Origin of the sequence: Flavobacterium sp. 9AF (assembly GCF_902506265.1) — a bacterium.
Taxonomy (GTDB): domain Bacteria; phylum Bacteroidota; class Bacteroidia; order Flavobacteriales; family Flavobacteriaceae; genus Flavobacterium.
In genome coordinates this window covers 1522823-1540600 of the sequence record NZ_LR733556.1, presented here as the reverse complement: position 1 = coordinate 1540600, position 17778 = coordinate 1522823, and the positions used below count along the sequence as shown (strand labels likewise).

Sequence of the window (17778 nt, the reverse complement as noted above, 5' to 3'; positions counted from 1 at the left end):
AAATTTGAATATGAAGTTAGCGCTACTCACTGCTTATCCACCAAGCAAAGTTACACTGAACGAATATGGTTATCATTTAGCAAAAAATTTTGTTCTACATGAATCAATTTCACAACTAACATTATTAACTGATAAAACAAAAGAGCCAAAACAATTAGATTTTCCTAATAAGGAAAAAATTCAAATTAAAGAATGTTGGAAATTTAATAGTTATTTTTCTTTTTTTACAGTTATAAATGCTGTTCGTCAAGTAAAGCCAGATTATATTTTATTTAACCTTCAGTTTGTAAAATTTGGCGATAAAAAAATTCCTTCAGCGATGGGATTATTATTACCCATGTTTTTGCGTCTTATGGGTTACAAAAATGTGGTATTATTACATAATATTTTAGAACAAGTAGATTTAGAAAAGGCAGGTTTTACTTCAAGTAAAACAATGCAAAAAATTTATAATTTTATTGGTACCAATCTTACACGGTGCTTGTTAAAATCAAATAAATTAGTAGTAACAATTCAAAAGTATGTTGAGGTCTTACAAGATAAATACAAATCAAAAAATATAATACAAATTCCTCATGGTAGCTTTGAGTCTATAAAAAATCCAGATTTTGAAGACAAATCAGGATCAAAAAAAGTAATGGCTTTTGGGAAATTTGGAACGTATAAAAAAGTAGAAATTCTTATTGAAGCAGTCGAAATGGTTAGAAAAACTACTTCCGAAACTATTGAGGTAATTATTGCAGGAACAGATAGCCCAAATACACCAGGTTATTTGGAAAGTGTGGCAGAAAAATATAAAGAAGTTCCGAACCTTATTTTTACAGGTTATGTAGAAGAAAATGATGTAGAACGTATTTTTACCGAAAGTACAATAGTTGTTTTTCCTTATACATCCACCACTGGAAGCTCAGGAGTGTTGCATCAAGCGGGTAGTTATGGAAAAGCCGTTGTTTTACCCGATTTAGGTGATTTAGCTCTATTGATTAAAGATGAAGGTTATCGAGGTGAATTTTTTAATCCAGAAAGCAAAGAATCCTTAGCTCAGGCAATTTCTAAAATTTTATCTAATAATGCTTACAGAAAAGAATTGGCCATTGCTAATTTTGAAGCAGCTAATGCACTTTCAATGGATAAAATTATTGATCAATATATAGCTTGTTTTAAATCGATTTAATTCCCCAATTGACTATGAAAATTTTAATTATTGATGACCAACAACTGGTTTTGTTGTCGCTGGAAAAAGCACTAACCGATTTAGGATATGAGGTGCAAAAAGCAGAAAATGTGGAAAACGGTATTGCTTTGTATGAAGATATTAAACCAAATCTAACGATTGTAGATATTAATTTAACCGGAAATCTCAATTTACAAGAGGCCGTTGAAATATCTTCAGGCTTAGAAGTGGTGCAATATATAAGGCAGACTAAAATGGACACAAAAACGCCAATTATGGTTTTGTCTGGAAATACAGATGAAGAAGTCATCGTGAGAAGTTATGATTTGGGAATTGATGATTACATGAAAAAGCCTCTGAGTTTAAGTGAAATTGCCGCAAGAGTAAAAAGATTAATCGGTGTACCTACTGAAAAAGAAATAAATGCAAGTTCTGTTACCAAAGAGCAATATATACAAAATAAATGTGTAGGGATTGTTATCCCTTGTTATAATGAGGAAAAAAGATTATTAGGAGAGGATTTTAAAAACTTTGTGCATAAAAATTTAGGCTACCATTTATGTTTTGTAAATGATGGAAGTAAAGATAGAACATTAGAAGTTTTACAAGAATTGCGAAAAGGAAAAGAAGATTATATTAGTATTTATGATTGTGAAAAAAATGGAGGAAAAGCAGAAGCGGTAAGATTAGGTATGTTGCATTTATCTGAAAGTAGTCAGTTTGATTATATAGGTTTTTTAGATGCAGATTTATCTACCAATTTTGAAGATTTTCAAGGATTGGCAGAAACCATTTATAATTCAAAATATAAATTAGTTTTTGGTTCTAGAATGGCCAGGATGGGAGCAGACATAACCAAACAATCGGCTAGAGCAATTATTAGCAAAACAATTAATTTTATTATTAGAAAAACGTTAGGAATGGAGATCAACGATACGCAATGTGGAGCTAAAATTATGACCAAAGAAATTATTGAAAAGACTTTTCAAGAGAAATTTATTACCAAATGGCTTTTTGATGTTGAAATTTTTATGCGAATGAAAAAAATATACGGTTCAAAAGAAACACAAGCATTAATTCTTGAAAAACCTTTGAACCGATGGATTCATGCAGATGGTTCTAAACTAAGTATGAAAGATTCATTTAAAATAATAGGGCAAATAGGACAAATTGCACTTAAGTATCGATAATAATTTTTTGTAACAAATTGACAATTAGATTATTAAAGCAAAATTAAATAATTAAAACTTATGATAAATCTAAAATACATAGTATCTTTGAGAAATTGTATTGATTTATTTTAATAGCGGATTCATGTATGAGAACTAATACTTTATTTATGATTAAAAAATGCATTTTTTTATTTCTTATTTTAGGAAATCTAATAAACCTTAATGCACAAACCCCTGGTCTAATTTATAAACCTTCTTCAACCGTTTTTGGAAAAACAGTTTTAGACCCCAATGCAGATGGCTTTGCCTCATTAACTACATCTGGTTTTTCTGTAACCGATTATGGAGTTAATAGTGAATTGCAAATGATACCAGTCCCTCAAATTACAGGTGATGCTAGCTTAGATTTAATTTCTGGTGGGAGTAGTGGATACTTAGATGTTGTTAGTTTTAATGGTGGAAACTCCGTTTTTGTACTTACAAAAAATGTAGGCGGGATTAACTATTTTATAGTTCGTTTTCGACTAGATAAATCATCTACAGCTCGTAAGAGTTATTCTTTGTTAATAGATACCAATAATCAATTTGGCTCTACTACTTCTGCTAATCCAGGTTTTGAAAAAGAAATTACTTTAGAAACAGGTGTAGGAGTTAAAATTCATACTCATGATGTGGCATTAGGCACAATTACAAATACGATTACTTATGATGTGGAGGAACGCCATCAAAAAGAGGTAGCATTAAGTACCAATAATGGTGATGCGGATTATTTTTATGATTTTTTTGTTAATTTAGACGATTTAGGCTTTACTGGACCAGTACGTTTTGTTGCCACTACAAATTCGAATACCCAAAATGGCGCAACAACCACACCTTCTGATGTGAATGGAGTAGATGGAAATGTATTTGGTGGCAACGCTCTTGCCATGTATAATGCATTAATAAGTAGTTTTCCTCCTACAGATTTGTCAACATTGGTTGAAGGAGCTAGTTTTGGACCCAGTATCTCAACTGCACCTAGTATTTTAGGCTCCATTACTATTGCCAGTAGCACAATTTCTGGTACTTCAAATGAAATTGATGGAACGATAATTAAAGTTTACAAGGGAGGCATTCAAATGGGTTCAACAACAGTTACATCAGGAACTTGGAATTTAACGGGTGTTACTGGATTAATTGTGGGCGATGTAATAACAGCTAAAGCAACTGCTATTGGAAAATCAGAATCTGCATCTTCAAATATTAAAATAGTAACTGGAGTCCAAAGTTGTTATTTACCTGAGCCTATTATTACTTCTCGTACCAATGGAACACAATTAATAAATGGAACTTGGTCAAATGGAAGTCCTATTCCTACAGCAACTACTTATCGTGTGAGATTATATGCTTTAGCTAATAATGGCTTAGTGGCTACCGAGTTTTTTGCATTAGGTGGAGCCATTTCTTATGTAGGTCTCGATGGGACTTGGAGTTTTGATGTAGATGCTCCACAAAATACATTTAATAATTCAGATTATTTTGCGACGGTTGAATCGGTGAGTTGTACTTCCGATTATTCTAATGCTTCCGTTAAAAATGGATCACCTACAACAACTGCTCCAACGGTGAACACAAATCCAATTTATGCCTCGACCGGAAGTCAAAATATTAGTGTGACTAATAATCATAGCGCAACTGCAAAAATTTATTTTTATGTTAACGGGAAAATAGTCGCGCCTTTAGCAGGTACTACATTTGCAGCTGGTGCAACAGCAAACATTAGTGTAACAGGTTTAATACAAGGTGATATTGTTAAAGCTAGAGCTGTAGCCACAACTGGAAGTTTTGTTTTATCTGATAATTCAAATACTATTAAAGTTACTGTTAATACTGTAACACCTTCTAATAGTCCTGTAATAACAGGAAACTATATTGCAGGTACAAATAAAACAGTAACAGGAACATCTACAGAAGTAGCAGGAACTGTAATAACATTGTTTAAAGCAGGAACAATTCAAATAGGTACAGCTGTGGTAAATTCATTTGGGAATTGGAGCATTTCTGGACTTACATTGGTTGCAGGTGATATTTTAACGGCTAAAGCGGAAGCAGAAGGTAAGTTGATAAGTGCTGTATCTAATTCAGTCACTGTAGCAGCTAGTTTACCCGCTGCGCCAACTGTTTCTGCTCCAATAAATGCTTATGCTCCTTTAATAAAAGGAACTTTGGGACAAGGTGATGTTACTGTTTATGTGGACGGGACACCTTTAAGGAACTTAGCAGGAACAACGGTATTGACAACAACAGCAACAAATTGGAATAGTGCAGTAGGTTTAACAGGTTATAGTACTTCCGAAATATATAGAGGAGCAAGAATATCTGCAACCAATACAGTTAGTGGGGTAACTTCTTTACGGTCAGCAGATGTAATTGTAACTGGAGTGGCTAGTTTTAAAATTACTACCACTTCAGATGGAGTACTTGGTAATCAAATTTCTGGAGTGCCTTTTAATATTAAAATAAGTGCGATGGATGGCTTAAACGGTACAGGTGCTGTAGTAACTACTTTTACAGGTAAGGTTGTAGTTAGTAGTTCTACATCTATATTGTCTGGAGGAGGAGAAACCATTTCGTTTGTAAATGGAATAGTAACATCACATACACTTACATTAGGTACAATAGGTACAGGAATAAAAATTAATGTCATTAATCCACTCGACCCAACCGCTTTTGGTTCAGCTACAATTGATGTTACCTCTTCTATTTGGATGGGAGCCGTAGCTAGCACAGATTTTAATGTAGCAACTAATTGGGTTGGAAATATAGTTCCTGCTTCTGGGGCTGACATACAATTTGCAACTACTCCTTTAAACGATTGCATATTACTTTCCAATAGAACAATTGGATCATTAAGAAATGCATCTGCAAAACAATTAAAATTGAATGGATATAAGATTACGATAAATGACCAATTATTATTAACAGGTGGTATAACCGATGGGTTAATAGATGCTACAGTAAATGGATCAACTTTAATAATGAAAGGATTAACAACTCAATCGATTGATGCAAATAAATTAGTTAACAACCTTCTTTATGGTTTAGAAATAAATTCAAAAAGTGAAGTGGTTTTAACACAAGATACCAATATAAGCGGAGTTCTTACTATGACTTTAGGTCAATTAACTATAGATTCAGGTAAAAAATTAATCATGAAATCAAACGCATTGAATACTGCTGTAGTTGCTCCTGTAGTTGATGGATGTATTATTTCAGGAATTGTTGAAGTAGAAAGATTTATTCCAGGAAGAAGGGCTTTTAGATTTTTAAGTTCTCCTGTTACTTCTACGACATCTATTAAAGAAAATTGGCAAGAAAACGGTGTTAATGTTGCTGGATGGGGTACACATATAACTGGAGGAGGAAATATAAGTGCCAATCAGATTGCGGGTGGTTTTGATGTTACTAATACAGGAAATCCGTCTTTATTTACTTATGATAATAGTAATCAAATTTGGAATTCGGTTTCCAATACGTCTTCAACGATTGCCGCAGGAACACCTTATCGAATTTTAGTGCGAGGTGATCGAACCATTAGTTTAGCTACAAATACGCCAACGCCTACCAATACGACATTGAGAGTAAAAGGAAGTTTGGTAACTGGAAATTATCCTATATCAAATTTAAGCACAGTTGCAAATGGCTATAGTTTTGTTGGTAATCCTTATCAATGTCCAGTAGATATGAATGTTGTTTTACAAGGTTCTACAAATTTGAATAAAAACTTTTATTATTTATGGGATCCAACAAGAAATACTAGAGGTGCATATGTAACAGTTGATGTTGTTAATAATATTAATAATTTTCCAAGTTCTACCGCAGATAAGTATGTACAACCTGGACAAGCATTTTTTGTGCAAACTTTAACGAATGGAACTAGTCAGATGCTGTTTAAAGAAACGGATAAAATAGTAAATACTTCTTCATCTAATGTTTTTAAAAATGCTTCAACAGTAGCACAATTAAAATTGTCTTTATTTGAAAGCCAAGCTTTTCTAAATGCTGAATCGGAAACAGATGCTTTTTTACTTAATTTTGATAACTCTTTTTCCAACGCTGTAGATGAATATGATGCTGAGAAACCAATCAATCAAGATGAAAATTTTGGATTAAAAAATAACACAAAAATTTTAAGTATAGAAAATCGTAATTATCCATTAGATATGGAAGAATTACCTATTCACGTAAATCAATATAGAAATATTAATTATACTATTGTTGCAGAATCTACTTTAGACAATGGGTTGGATGCTTATTTGTATGATATGTATAATCAAACCTACACACTCATTCCTGCCAATCAATCAATAGCATATAATTATTCGGTTTCTACATCAAATACGGGCAGTATGAATAGTGATAGGTTTAAAATTGTATTCCAAAACACTATTTTATCAATTCCTAATTCTCAAAATGATAACGGATTCTTTCTGTTTCCAAATCCTTTGAAATTTGATGATGCATTTTCGATTACAACTTCATTCTCAATGAGTAATGCAATGGTAGAGATTTACAATGCTTTAGGACAAAAAACGTTTAGTAAATTATTTACAAATGCAGGTAAACATATAAGTATAAAAACTGAAAATAAATTAGCTTCAGGAATCTATTATGTAACTTTAAAAGCTGATGGAAAAACAAGTATTCAAAAATTAATAATAAAATAAAAATATAATGGCAAGAAAAACTATCGTGCTACTCTTAGTGTTTTTTTTCTCTATCTTAGAAGTAACTGCGCAAACTGGTTTTGATGATGATGTTGATGATGTGGGAACTCCAGCTGCACCAATAAACAACCATTTAGTAATAGCAACTTGTGTGGCAGTTTGTTTAGGATACATAAGAATAAAGCAAATTAGTAAACTTAAAAATACGCAAAGAGATTTATAAAAAAAAGCCCTTGATTGGGCTTTTTTTATGGAATATGATTTTATAATTTATAACAGTTTTCTTACTCATGTTTTATAGTAAAGCTTTTTGATTACATAGATTTTTTTTGTTTTTCTACAAAACCGTCAGCTTGTAATTGAAGTAATTCTGTAGCTTTTTGTTTTTTATATTTATACAACTCTTGATCTTCTTTAATATCTGCATAAACTTTATCATAAATTTCAGCATCCGTTTTTCGTTGTAACTCACTTTGATATTTATTTTGAGCCAAAACACTTTTAAGTGCTAATTCATTGTCTTCTTGCTTGAAATCATATTCTCCTTTTGGAGACAATAATTTTGCAATTATAGGAGAGGTTTCTATGGCTAAAAATAATAACATAATGAAAAACGAAGGTAACCATGGTAATTTGTCTAAAGCATTGATACGAGCCATTAAGCCATCAAAACCTTCAATTATGGGTTGTGTTTCTGTAATTTTTTTATCCAAATCCGTTTGGATAGTTTTCGCTTTATTTTCTAATTCGGTAATTTTAGTCTGATTAATTGCTTTTAATGAGGTAAGTTCTTGCAAAGCGGCATCATGCTTGTCTCTTTTTTCTTTGTAAACGGGTCCTTTTCCTAATTTTTTAGTTCCTGTTGTTCCTTCTGCTTCGGTAATATAAACCGAATATAAATCGTTAACTTCTTTTTCTTTTTTTAGAATATCGCTTTTTAAACTGTCTATTTGAGCTTTGTTTTTATCCAAATCACTTTGAAAATAATTAGCCACCTCTTTTTTATTGTTTAAAGCCATGGCATTTTTTTCTTTTAATAAAACGGTATTGATTTCTTTTTCAAAAATTTTGATTTCCAAGGGTTTTGAAATTACAATAGCAATAATAATGGCCAATATAATTCGGGGCGAAGCCTGAAGTAATTCGTCTAAGAAACTGTCTCTCTTTTTAATAGTAGAAACAATAAAACGATCAAGATTAAAAATAAGTAATCCCCAAACTAAACCAAAACCTATAGCAGTAAAAATGTTATCAAAAACGGTATAAAGTGCATACGAACCTGCTATAAATGCCATTACAGCAGTAAAGAATACTGTAGCACCAATGCCTGCATACTTGTTTTGTTCGCCATTTGAGGAGGATTGAATAATATCTTTGTCGGCACCAGAACAAAGGATAAAAAAGTCTTTTAACATGATGATTGATTTTTTGATTTTCTCCGATGCGTTACAAAAATTTGCCTACACCTCGGGTGATGATTGATTAGTACAAATATAACGCCAAATGTTTCACAATAGTGTTAAAAAGTTAAAAAATAAGAGTGTAAGTGTTTTATTTTCATTTTTTTAGCGTTAAGGATGGGAACGGCATCCTTTTAATTTGCTTGGATTTTAAGCAAATTAAAAGATATAGTGGACAGCCTGACCTTGTTGTAATTGTATTTTTGTTTTTATATTTTTTGTAGTGCAATAAGGTAACGCCTAATGTAAACTTTTTCAAGAGAGTTCATACGAGTATTTAGTAATTGTAATTTAGTTATAGATTGATATCTTTTTAGAACTAATTATTATTTAATACTCAAACTCATCAAATAGTATTTCTTTTTTGATAAATATAGAATGTGTACATAATTAAAAATCCTTGTGTAAAAGAAATAAGACCATTATTTTATTAAAATAATGGTCTTATATTTAAAAAACTATAAAAAACAACATTACTGTTTTACAAATTTCTTCACTCCAAATTCATTTTGAAGCGTTATTACTTTAATAAGGTACAATCCATTTTGCAAAGGTGTTACATCCACTTCATTTCCATTTGCTTTTAATATTAATTTTCCATCCAAAGTATATACTTCTAATACGTTTATTTTTTGTGAACTTGCAACATTTAAGTTATTTGTTGCTGGGTTAGGGTAAATTTGAAAACTAGTAAACTCTTGAAAGGCAGTAGAATTTAATACAGAAGAGCCAAACTCATAAACACCACGATCGACTGTTGTATTAAAAATTCTTTGATTACCCAATAAATCAGTTGTACCAAATACACTTGCATTATCTCCAGAATCTATAGCAGGTGAACCCAAACTTAAAGTATAGTCTCCACTAGCTGAATTTGTAAATAAGGGATCGGAATTGTTATTATTTGTTGATGTGCCAGAAAGAGTAATTCCTGTAAAGTTGGTCTCGTCAGTAGAATTAATTACAGTTGCTGAAGGAATTCCGCTTTCTATAAAACCACCTATAGGTCTTGCTGTAGTTCCTGACGCTGCTTTATTATTCCAAAACAAACAATTGGAAATAGTAGCTGTATGGTTGGAATTGGTATTTTTGGTTAAAGCCAAAGTTACACGGTTCAAGTTATTCATTGCCGCATTGGCTCCATCATCTACATTATCTACAAAGGTACAATTCGAAATAGTCGTTACAATATTTGCTCCTGAACCATAAGAACGTAACCACATAGAACTTCCTGCATATCCATTAGTGGCACTACTGGTGTTAGTCGCTTTATTTTTACTAAATAACGTATTTGAAATAGTATAACTTATTACAGCTGTACTTAAATTAGCAGAATAAATAGCGGCACCAATAGCTGATAAATTCTCTGAGAACTCGCAATTACTGATTACCATACTGCCTGTTCCTCCAAAAACATTATAACCTCCAGCAATAGCACCTGAAGCTTCAGTAGCAATGTTTTTAGTCAATTTGCAATTGTTTAGACTTACGTTTCTAATACTTGAATTTTTATTGATTCCGCCACCATATCTCGTTTCAGTTGCTCCAGAAGTAGCATTAGCATGTCCACCTGTAATTGTCAATCCATCTAATAATGGATTTTCTCCAATTAATGATACAACAGTGTAACTATTATCTGATCGAGTAGGATTGACAAAAGAAATAGAAGTATTGTCATTCCCTAATAAATCTCCAGATAAAATGGTTTCATTTGAACCTACAACGCGATCAGAAAGCTGCGTTTCAGTACCAATAAAACCACCATAAAGTTTCAAATTTGAAGCTGTAAGAGTAAATGTAGCATTTCTGTCTGAAACACTAGGAGTATAAATTCCTCCTGCAATCCAAATCTCTTCATTGTTTTGAGCTATAGCAAGAGCATCATTTAAATTTGTATACGCATTTATCCAAGATATTCCGTTATTGTTTCCAGTTGCATTAGCATTAACATATATATATCCAAATGTTCTAGTCGTTTTAAAGGTAATAGGTAAAGACCAGCCCGTTAAATTATTTACACATTGTTCACTTATATATACATTATAATCTGTGAATACATCTAAATTGGATAAACTTACTGATCCAGAGTTAATTCCATTTATAATAATCGCATTTGCAAAAGGTTCAGAAGTTTTATGATAGGCTAAGTTATACGTTCCAATATTTGAAATACTCACCATTGCACTAGTTTCAGTAATTGCTGAAGTGGATATAACTGAAGACTGTGGTACAAAACAAAAACTATTTTCATAAGCTATACTAGTTATTTCAGCAGGAGTAAGAATTCGATTATAAATTAAAACGTCATCTATAATATCTGAATACCTGTTTATATTAGCTAGGGAATTTGATCTATTATTAGCGATAGTAATATTACCAGTAGTATCATGAGATTGTAATAAACTCAAACTTCCACTCGCAGTAGATTCACTATTGCCTCCACTACCATAGTTTACACCATCTATATAAATAGACAAACTATTAATCAAAGTATAAGTACAACAGCCTCCAAAACTATCTGAACGAGATAACGTAACTACAACATGATGCCAATTTCCATCGCTAATGAATCTATTAGCTAATAAACCACCACTTTTATATGAAAAGGCTCCATTATATTGCACTCCTAATGTTGCACCTATTTTACCATTTTGTAAATAAATATAATAACCTGCCCAAGTAGATGTTGAAAAATCTGGTCGATTACTATCGTCTAGGATAATCCTTGTGTTATTGTCGTCTGTGGTAGTTTTAATCCAAAAACTTAAAGAGATATAATCCCCTAATGAACCAGTTGCAGGAAAATTAATATCTGGACGGGTTAAATAATCTCCATTTAAATTAACAGCACTTGTTGGAGGCATATCAAAGCGATTATTAACTTCAATTAAAGCCATACCCGTTTGCGTAAAATTTGTTCCATTAGCTCCGTCAATTAAAACATTTCCATTTTCAAATCCATACTGTGCTACAAGTCCATTAGTTGGATATTGAGCCGAAACTATTGATGCCAATAGGAAAGTTAAAAAAAGTAATTTTGTTCTCATAATAAATCTTTTATAGTTTATAGGAACAAAATTCTACAATTTGTATTTTCTTTATAAAACGACTTTCTGAAATTGGGTTTTGACTTGCTAAAACCCTAACCTATATTTTGAACTATGGTCAAAAATTCTTCTTTTTTATCATTTGAAATTGAAACTGTTTTATCATTATCCATTATGATATAACCGCCATCTTTTTTTATATATTCTTTAATGTATTTTAAATTAATTAGGTAAGAACGATGTGGCTTATAAAAATTAGTTTGAGACTCTAAAACTTCAACAAAATGTTTTAGAGGCTTACATACTAACAACTCTGTTTCTTTTGTGGTGCTTACTTTTGTATACATACCGTCCGCTTCAAAAAGAATGATATCTTCAAAATTTACAAATTTAAAGCCGTCAGCAAATGGCAAGCCAATTTTATTAAAATTAGCCGATTTTAAACTTTTTCTCAATTGTTCCAATTTTGTACTGATTTCTGATTTGCCAATTTGCAAAATTGCTTTTTCAATAGCTTCTTTAACACTTTCTGCATGTAAGGGTTTTAAAAGATAATCTATTGCCGAAAGTTGAAATGCTTTAATTGCATATTCACTATATGCTGTAGTAAAAATAATTTCAAAATTGAATTCTTCCTTATTTATAAAATCTACTATTTCTAAACCGGAATGTTCTGGCATTTCGATGTCTAGAAATACTATTTGAGGTTGTTTTTCTTTTATTAACTGAACACCAGTTACTAAATCTTCTGCTTGATAAATGGTCGTGATTTTTGAATTATTCTCTTGAATTAAGATTTCCAAAAGATTTCTTGCTTTAGGTTCATCATCAATTATTATTGCTTTCATTTCTATTTTATTATTGGGATTAGCAATGTTACTCGTGTTCCATTTGCTTTGTTATATTCATTATATAAATCTTCTATGGTTACTCCGATTTTTTTTTCTTTTCCAAAATTCAACAATTCAAGTCGGTTTTGATTGGCTTTGGTAGCAAAAGAAGTATATTTTTTATCTCTCAACAGTGCAGCTTTTTGTCTTCCCACACCATTATCAACAATTACACATTGGATCATTTCATTATTTTGGAATAAAGAAAAGCAAATATGTAAATGTCTATCTGTTTTTTTATGCAGTAATCCATGTTTAATAGCATTCTCAACATAAGGCTGTATAAGCATAGTTGGAATTTTTAACTCTTCATTTATATTGTCGTTCTCAATATGATAGCAGAATTTATCTTCAAAACGTAATTTTTCCAATTCTAAATAAATACTTAAACAATCCATTTCTTCTTTTATTGAAATATACCCTTTTGAACTGTGCTCTAAATAAGTTCTGATTAAATCGGCAAATTTTGCCAAATAAGAACTGGCTAATTGTTTTTGATTTAAGATAATATATTCTTGAATAGAATTTAAGGCATTAAAGATAAAATGAGGGTTCATTTGAGATTTTAGATTTTCTAATTTTAAAGTAGCTAGCTCACTCTCAAATTTTGCATTTTTTAAAGCTAATTCTTTTTCCTTTTCTTGTATGGCCAATTTATTTTTGTAAAAAATTATTATTAAACCAAATAATAATAAAAAGATAGATAATACAAACCACCACTTTTTCCAATAGGGAAGATTAATTTGAAAAAGTATTTTTTTTGAAAAGAATTGTTTTTGATTTGAATTTTGAGCTCTTACTTCAAAGACATAGGATTTTGAAGGTAAGCTAGTAAAACTAACAAAATCTACTTTTGAATCTATAGGGATCCACTCATCACTTAAACCTTGCAATCGATAAGAAAAATGCAATTCATCATCTGGAAAATAGCCATTGGTATGAAAAGTAAATTTAATTCTATTTTTATCATAGGGTAAATCATAGGTGTTTTGAACAAGGGTGTCTTTTTCATTTATGGATACAGATGTGATTGAAATTTCCTTTGGGTAATACTTTTTAAACAATATATCTTTTTCTATTTCAAAAATATCCTGTGGGCTAATCAAAAAAGCATTTCTTTTGTTTATAATAATATCTTTAATGTTTTTGCCTAAATTGCTAGAATTAATATGATTAGGATTTACTTTTTGTTTTTTTGAATTATATATTTGAATTCCTTTATCTGTAACTATCCATAAATCATCTTCATCTGACTCTATTTTCTGAATAATATTTGATTTTAAGCCTTTTTTTTGATTTATTATTTTTACTATTTTATTTTTTTTGTACCCTAAAACGCCATCCGTAAAAGTTGCTATCCATACTATTCCATCGGATGTTTGCTTTATATCTTTAGCCGTTATGCTTCTATCTTTGAATTTTAAAACTGTTGGATTAAAAATGCTATCGTACACTATTAAATTATCAACATACGAAACGTAAATCTCTTTGTTTTTTTTATCAAAAAAAGAGGCATAAGCTCTACTTGTGTTGAGTTGTTTGTATTCTAAAAAAGCATCATTTTTAAAATCATATATAGATGCTCTATCAAATCCTGAGTAAATAATTTGATTTGAATCTTTTATATAATGCAAATTTTTAGCATTGTTAAAATTAGAATTTTTTTTAAGCTTGTGGTTGTCTAAATTGTAAGTGTAAGAATCATTTTCTATACTAATTAATACGGTATTATATTCTGATAAAAATAATAATGAAGCAATTTTTCTATTGCTATTTATTTTAATTTCTTCTCGGTTGCCTGTTTTTAAATTTAACAGAAAAAGATGTCCCTTAGTAGTGCCAAGTAGTAAATTGTTCGGTTTGATTTTTATTGATGAAGAGATTACTTCATCAGAAACAATACTTTCATATTTTTTAATTTGTAAACTAGGGACGATAAAAACTCCATTAGTTAGAGTTGATACCCATAATGTTTGATTAGTATCAAGAATGGCATTTGTTATAAAATTTTTCTTAAAATACTCTTGTTTTAATTCTAATTTTTGCTGTTTTTGGTTTACTAAAATAATACCATTTGAAGTGCAAAACCATAAATTATCTTGGTAATTTAGGATTTTAATGATTTTTACATTTTGTAATTCTTCAGGAAACGAAGTTTTGATAAGTTCATTGTCTTTAATTAGATAAAAATCATTAATATTAGTGAGATTATCATATAGGACAATGTAGTTCTTGGTTTGTAGCTTAAAAAATTTGGGGAAAACATTATTTCCATATTTTTTTAATTTAAAATTTAAAACTTCTACTTTATTTGATTTAGAAACGCTACAAACAGAATTGTTAGCTGTAAAAAAAATGTTATTATTAGATTGAAAAGGAGCTCTAATTATAGGATATTTTGGTAGCATTGTTAAATCAATTTTCTCTCTTTTTTTGGTAACTAAATCAACTGAAAAAATAACACTTGTAGAAAAAATGAATAACTTATTTTCAATAATGAAAAACTCTGCTAATTCTCCTTTAAGTTCGTTTTTTAAATCTAAGAATAGGGTAAGTTTATTCTCTTTTATATAAAAAAATTGCCCAGAAATATTATTGCACCACAGTTGATTTTTTGTGTCTAACTTTAACCCAAAAACGGATAAGCCACGTTTATCGGTGTGTTCATAAGATAAATAACGCTTGCCATCAAATCGATAGAGACCTTTATCTGCTGCTAACCAAATGAAGCCTTTGTTATCTTCAATTATGTCATAAAATTCCACATCTGGAAGATCTTCTTTTTCGGAGAGTTTTAAAGCAATAGGATCTTGAGCAAACAAAAAGCTTACTACAAAAGAAAGTAAAATACTATATAGGAATCTTGTTTTCAATTATTCAAAAATAAAACTTTTGGACAGACAAAATGATAAACTATTTCTGAAAACAGTTTCCGACTTTCTAAACTATTCTTTTTCTATAGTGATTTTTCTTTTAATTTCTGTTCCAAATTCGTCTACAACAGTAAGAATGTAATCTCCAGTTGGCGCAATTACTTGTTTTTCATGAAAAGTCTTAGTACTCCCTAAATAAGTTTCATTTAAATACCAAAATACTTCTGTATCAGGATTTGTATGAGCAATTTTTAAAATGACAGGTTGTATTTCACCACTAAAATTTTTGGTTAATATAATTTTAGCATTTGCATTAGGATAGATAAAATCCATCTTCTTTTCTAATGTTCCTTCTAAACAATCACTTCGATATGGAGGAAGTGTTTTATAATTAATATGCTTACTTTTATAATACCATTCCATAACAGGAGGTAGTACAAACCATGATTTATTATGTATTTCATCTATGTTTTCACAGGTGCTATTCACTCTAAATTGTTCGGTTTTATCTAAATGAACTAATTGATGAAACGGGCAATTTTGTGTTTTTTTATCATTTTTAGGTATCCATTGTTTTTGCCCATCACAATTTTCTAGTGCCAAGTAACCGGATTGTTTGCAAACTAGTTTTTCCTCTAAATCATTATAAGGAATTGTAAACCAATTTGATTTTGGGAACAATCGAAAAACATCAAATAAGATAGGTGCTGCACTTTCAACTCCTGTAAGAAGAGGGCGTCCTTCACCTGTTGCATTTCCTACCCAAACACCTACTACATAATCTTGGGTTACTCCTACAGCCCATGCATCTCTTCCTCCAAAACTAGTGCCTGTTTTCCATGCTAATTCAATAGATGAATCATAAAATCGCCATGCCTCATCTCCTTCAGGACGATTCACTTCTTTCATTGCATTTAATGTGTGCCAAATAGCACCTGCACTAAAAACATTTTTATTTGTTTTCGGTTTTCCAAAATCAATTTGCAAATCATCATTATAATTCAAATTGGCTAATTCATTTGTTCGAAATTCATCTTGCGTTTTTGTATAATGCGTTAGTGTACTAGACATATAAGAATAAGCACGACATAGATCCCAAAGATTGGTCTCGGCACCACCTAAAATTAAAGAAAGTCCGTAATTAGAGGGATGTCTATTCACATTACGTAATTTTAATTTCTGTAGTTGCTCATAAAATTTAGTTACAGAATAATCTTGTAGCATCAAAACGGCAGGAATATTTAAAGATCTTGCTAAGGCTCTATTGGCTTCTACTGCTCCGTCATATGACAAATCATAATTTTGGGGTGTATACCCAGAGATTTGTGTTGGAATATCTGGAATTAATGTTTTAGGTAAAATTTCGCCATCATCTAACATAGAAGCATACAAAAGGGGTTTTAGAATACTGCCCGTACTCCGAGGTGCTTCAATAATGTCGACATCTTTTTGATGATTACTATCTGTTGGACTATTTCCAACATAGGAAACTATATTTCTCGTTTTTACATCAACTACTAAAACAGCAATGTTGTACACTTGATTTTGTTTGTACAAATTGTAATATTGTGTAACAATTTCATTTACACGTTCTTGAATATTTAATTGTAAAGTTGTTTTGATTTTCTTTCCATGATGCTCTTTTGCAATTTTTTGCAATAAATGGGGTGCAATTTGAGGAACTGCAAAAGGTTTTTGAGGTAATGATTCCAATAAAGCTAATTCATAGGTTTCCTTATCTATAATTTTATTCTGAAACAACTTTTTCAATAGACGATTTCTTTTAGCTAATAATTTCTTTTGATTTTTACCAGGATAAATTAAGCTAGGAGCATTAGGAAGTACCGCTAATGTTGCAGCTTCAGCCCAAGAAAGTTGATGGGATTGCAAACCAAAATAGCGCCAAGAAGCCATTTCTAATCCTACTACATTACTTCCAAAAGGAGCATGAGCAGCGTATAATTGCAAAATTTTGTCTTTTGAGTGTCGAAATTCCAAACGAGTTGCTAAAATAATTTCGAGAACTTTTTCAAAATAAGATCTTTTTTTGCCTTCTCTATGTAAACGAATGACTTGTTGGGTTAAAGTACTGCCTCCTCTAACAACTTTATTTGCTTTTCTATTTTGCTGAAAAGCATGGTACATTGAAATTGGGTTAAACCCAAAATGATTATAAAAATGTTGATCTTCAAATGCAATTATGCATTCTTTAAACTTTTTTGGTACACTATCACTTTCAGGAAATCGCCACTGACCATCATCTGCGATTTTAGCACCTATAAATTGCCCTTCTTTACTTTCTATGACAGTTGTATAATTAGAGGCAAATAGAACTTTGGGCAAAGAAAAATAATAAACAACCATAAGAAGTACTCCTATGGTTGTTTTAATTTTATGCTTTTTTAGAAATGTTATTAAATGTTTAACTAGTTTCAAAAACCTTTTTGGTTTAAAGA

At 30.7% G+C, this 17778-nt stretch carries 9 protein-coding genes; 4 read left to right on the top strand and 5 right to left on the bottom strand.

From position 1 onward, the window contains the following. The first annotated feature begins 10 nt into the window (after positions 1 to 10). From HALO113_RS07205 to HALO113_RS07190, 4 genes are all read left to right on the top strand, one after another. Entirely contained in the window at positions 11 to 1174 is a 1164-nt protein-coding gene (locus HALO113_RS07205) for a glycosyltransferase (protein WP_159778377.1), read from the top strand. Between the two features lie 14 nt (positions 1175 to 1188). Next, positions 1189 to 2364 (top strand): glycosyltransferase, encoded by a 1176-nt coding sequence (locus HALO113_RS07200; RefSeq protein WP_159778376.1) that lies wholly within the window; start codon positions 1189 to 1191, stop codon positions 2362 to 2364. Between the two features lie 128 nt (positions 2365 to 2492). Beyond that, positions 2493 to 7052, top strand: a complete 4560-nt coding sequence (locus HALO113_RS07195) for a T9SS type A sorting domain-containing protein (RefSeq protein WP_159778375.1) — start codon at positions 2493 to 2495, stop codon at positions 7050 to 7052. A 7-nt stretch (positions 7053 to 7059) separates the two neighbouring features. Beyond that, positions 7060 to 7275, top strand: coding sequence for a hypothetical protein (locus tag HALO113_RS07190; RefSeq protein WP_159778374.1), 216 nt, complete (start codon positions 7060 to 7062; stop codon positions 7273 to 7275). A 91-nt stretch (positions 7276 to 7366) separates the two neighbouring features. Here the strand turns inward: HALO113_RS07190 and HALO113_RS07185 are convergent, their stop codons facing one another. The 5 genes from HALO113_RS07185 to pbpC all read right to left on the bottom strand — a co-directional run bounded on the left by HALO113_RS07185 (position 7367) and on the right by pbpC (position 17758). After that, a complete protein-coding gene (locus HALO113_RS07185) occupies positions 7367 to 8467 on the bottom strand; it encodes a DUF4407 domain-containing protein (protein ID WP_159778373.1) in 1101 nt (366 codons plus the stop codon). 518 nt (positions 8468 to 8985) lie between these two features. Next, on the bottom strand, positions 8986 to 11559 hold the full coding sequence (locus HALO113_RS07180; RefSeq protein WP_159778372.1) for a LamG-like jellyroll fold domain-containing protein: 2574 nt from the start codon (positions 11557 to 11559) through the stop codon (positions 8986 to 8988). Between the two features lie 95 nt (positions 11560 to 11654). Continuing rightward, the gene (locus HALO113_RS07175) at positions 11655 to 12407 is read right to left on the bottom strand and encodes a LytTR family DNA-binding domain-containing protein (RefSeq protein ID WP_159778371.1); all 753 of its coding nucleotides are present in this window, start codon (positions 12405 to 12407) and stop codon (positions 11655 to 11657) included. A gap of 2 nt (positions 12408 to 12409) precedes the next feature. Beyond that, positions 12410 to 15322, bottom strand: coding sequence for a histidine kinase (locus tag HALO113_RS07170; protein ID WP_159778370.1), 2913 nt, complete (start codon positions 15320 to 15322; stop codon positions 12410 to 12412). A 72-nt stretch (positions 15323 to 15394) separates the two neighbouring features. After that, positions 15395 to 17758, bottom strand: a complete 2364-nt coding sequence (gene pbpC / locus HALO113_RS07165; protein WP_370519349.1) for a penicillin-binding protein 1C — start codon at positions 17756 to 17758, stop codon at positions 15395 to 15397. Between the last annotated feature and the right edge of the window lie 20 nt (positions 17759 to 17778).

Coding starts and splice junctions, on each gene's coding strand:
- HALO113_RS07205 (WP_159778377.1), top strand. CDS start 11: ATGAAGTTAGCGCTACTCACTGCTTATCCACCAAGCAAAGTTACACTG.
- HALO113_RS07200 (WP_159778376.1), top strand. CDS start 1,189: ATGAAAATTTTAATTATTGATGACCAACAACTGGTTTTGTTGTCGCTG.
- HALO113_RS07195 (WP_159778375.1), top strand. CDS start 2,493: ATGAGAACTAATACTTTATTTATGATTAAAAAATGCATTTTTTTATTT.
- HALO113_RS07190 (WP_159778374.1), top strand. CDS start 7,060: ATGGCAAGAAAAACTATCGTGCTACTCTTAGTGTTTTTTTTCTCTATC.
- HALO113_RS07185 (WP_159778373.1), bottom strand. CDS start 8,467: ATGTTAAAAGACTTTTTTATCCTTTGTTCTGGTGCCGACAAAGATATT.
- HALO113_RS07180 (WP_159778372.1), bottom strand. CDS start 11,559: ATGAGAACAAAATTACTTTTTTTAACTTTCCTATTGGCATCAATAGTT.
- HALO113_RS07175 (WP_159778371.1), bottom strand. CDS start 12,407: ATGAAAGCAATAATAATTGATGATGAACCTAAAGCAAGAAATCTTTTG.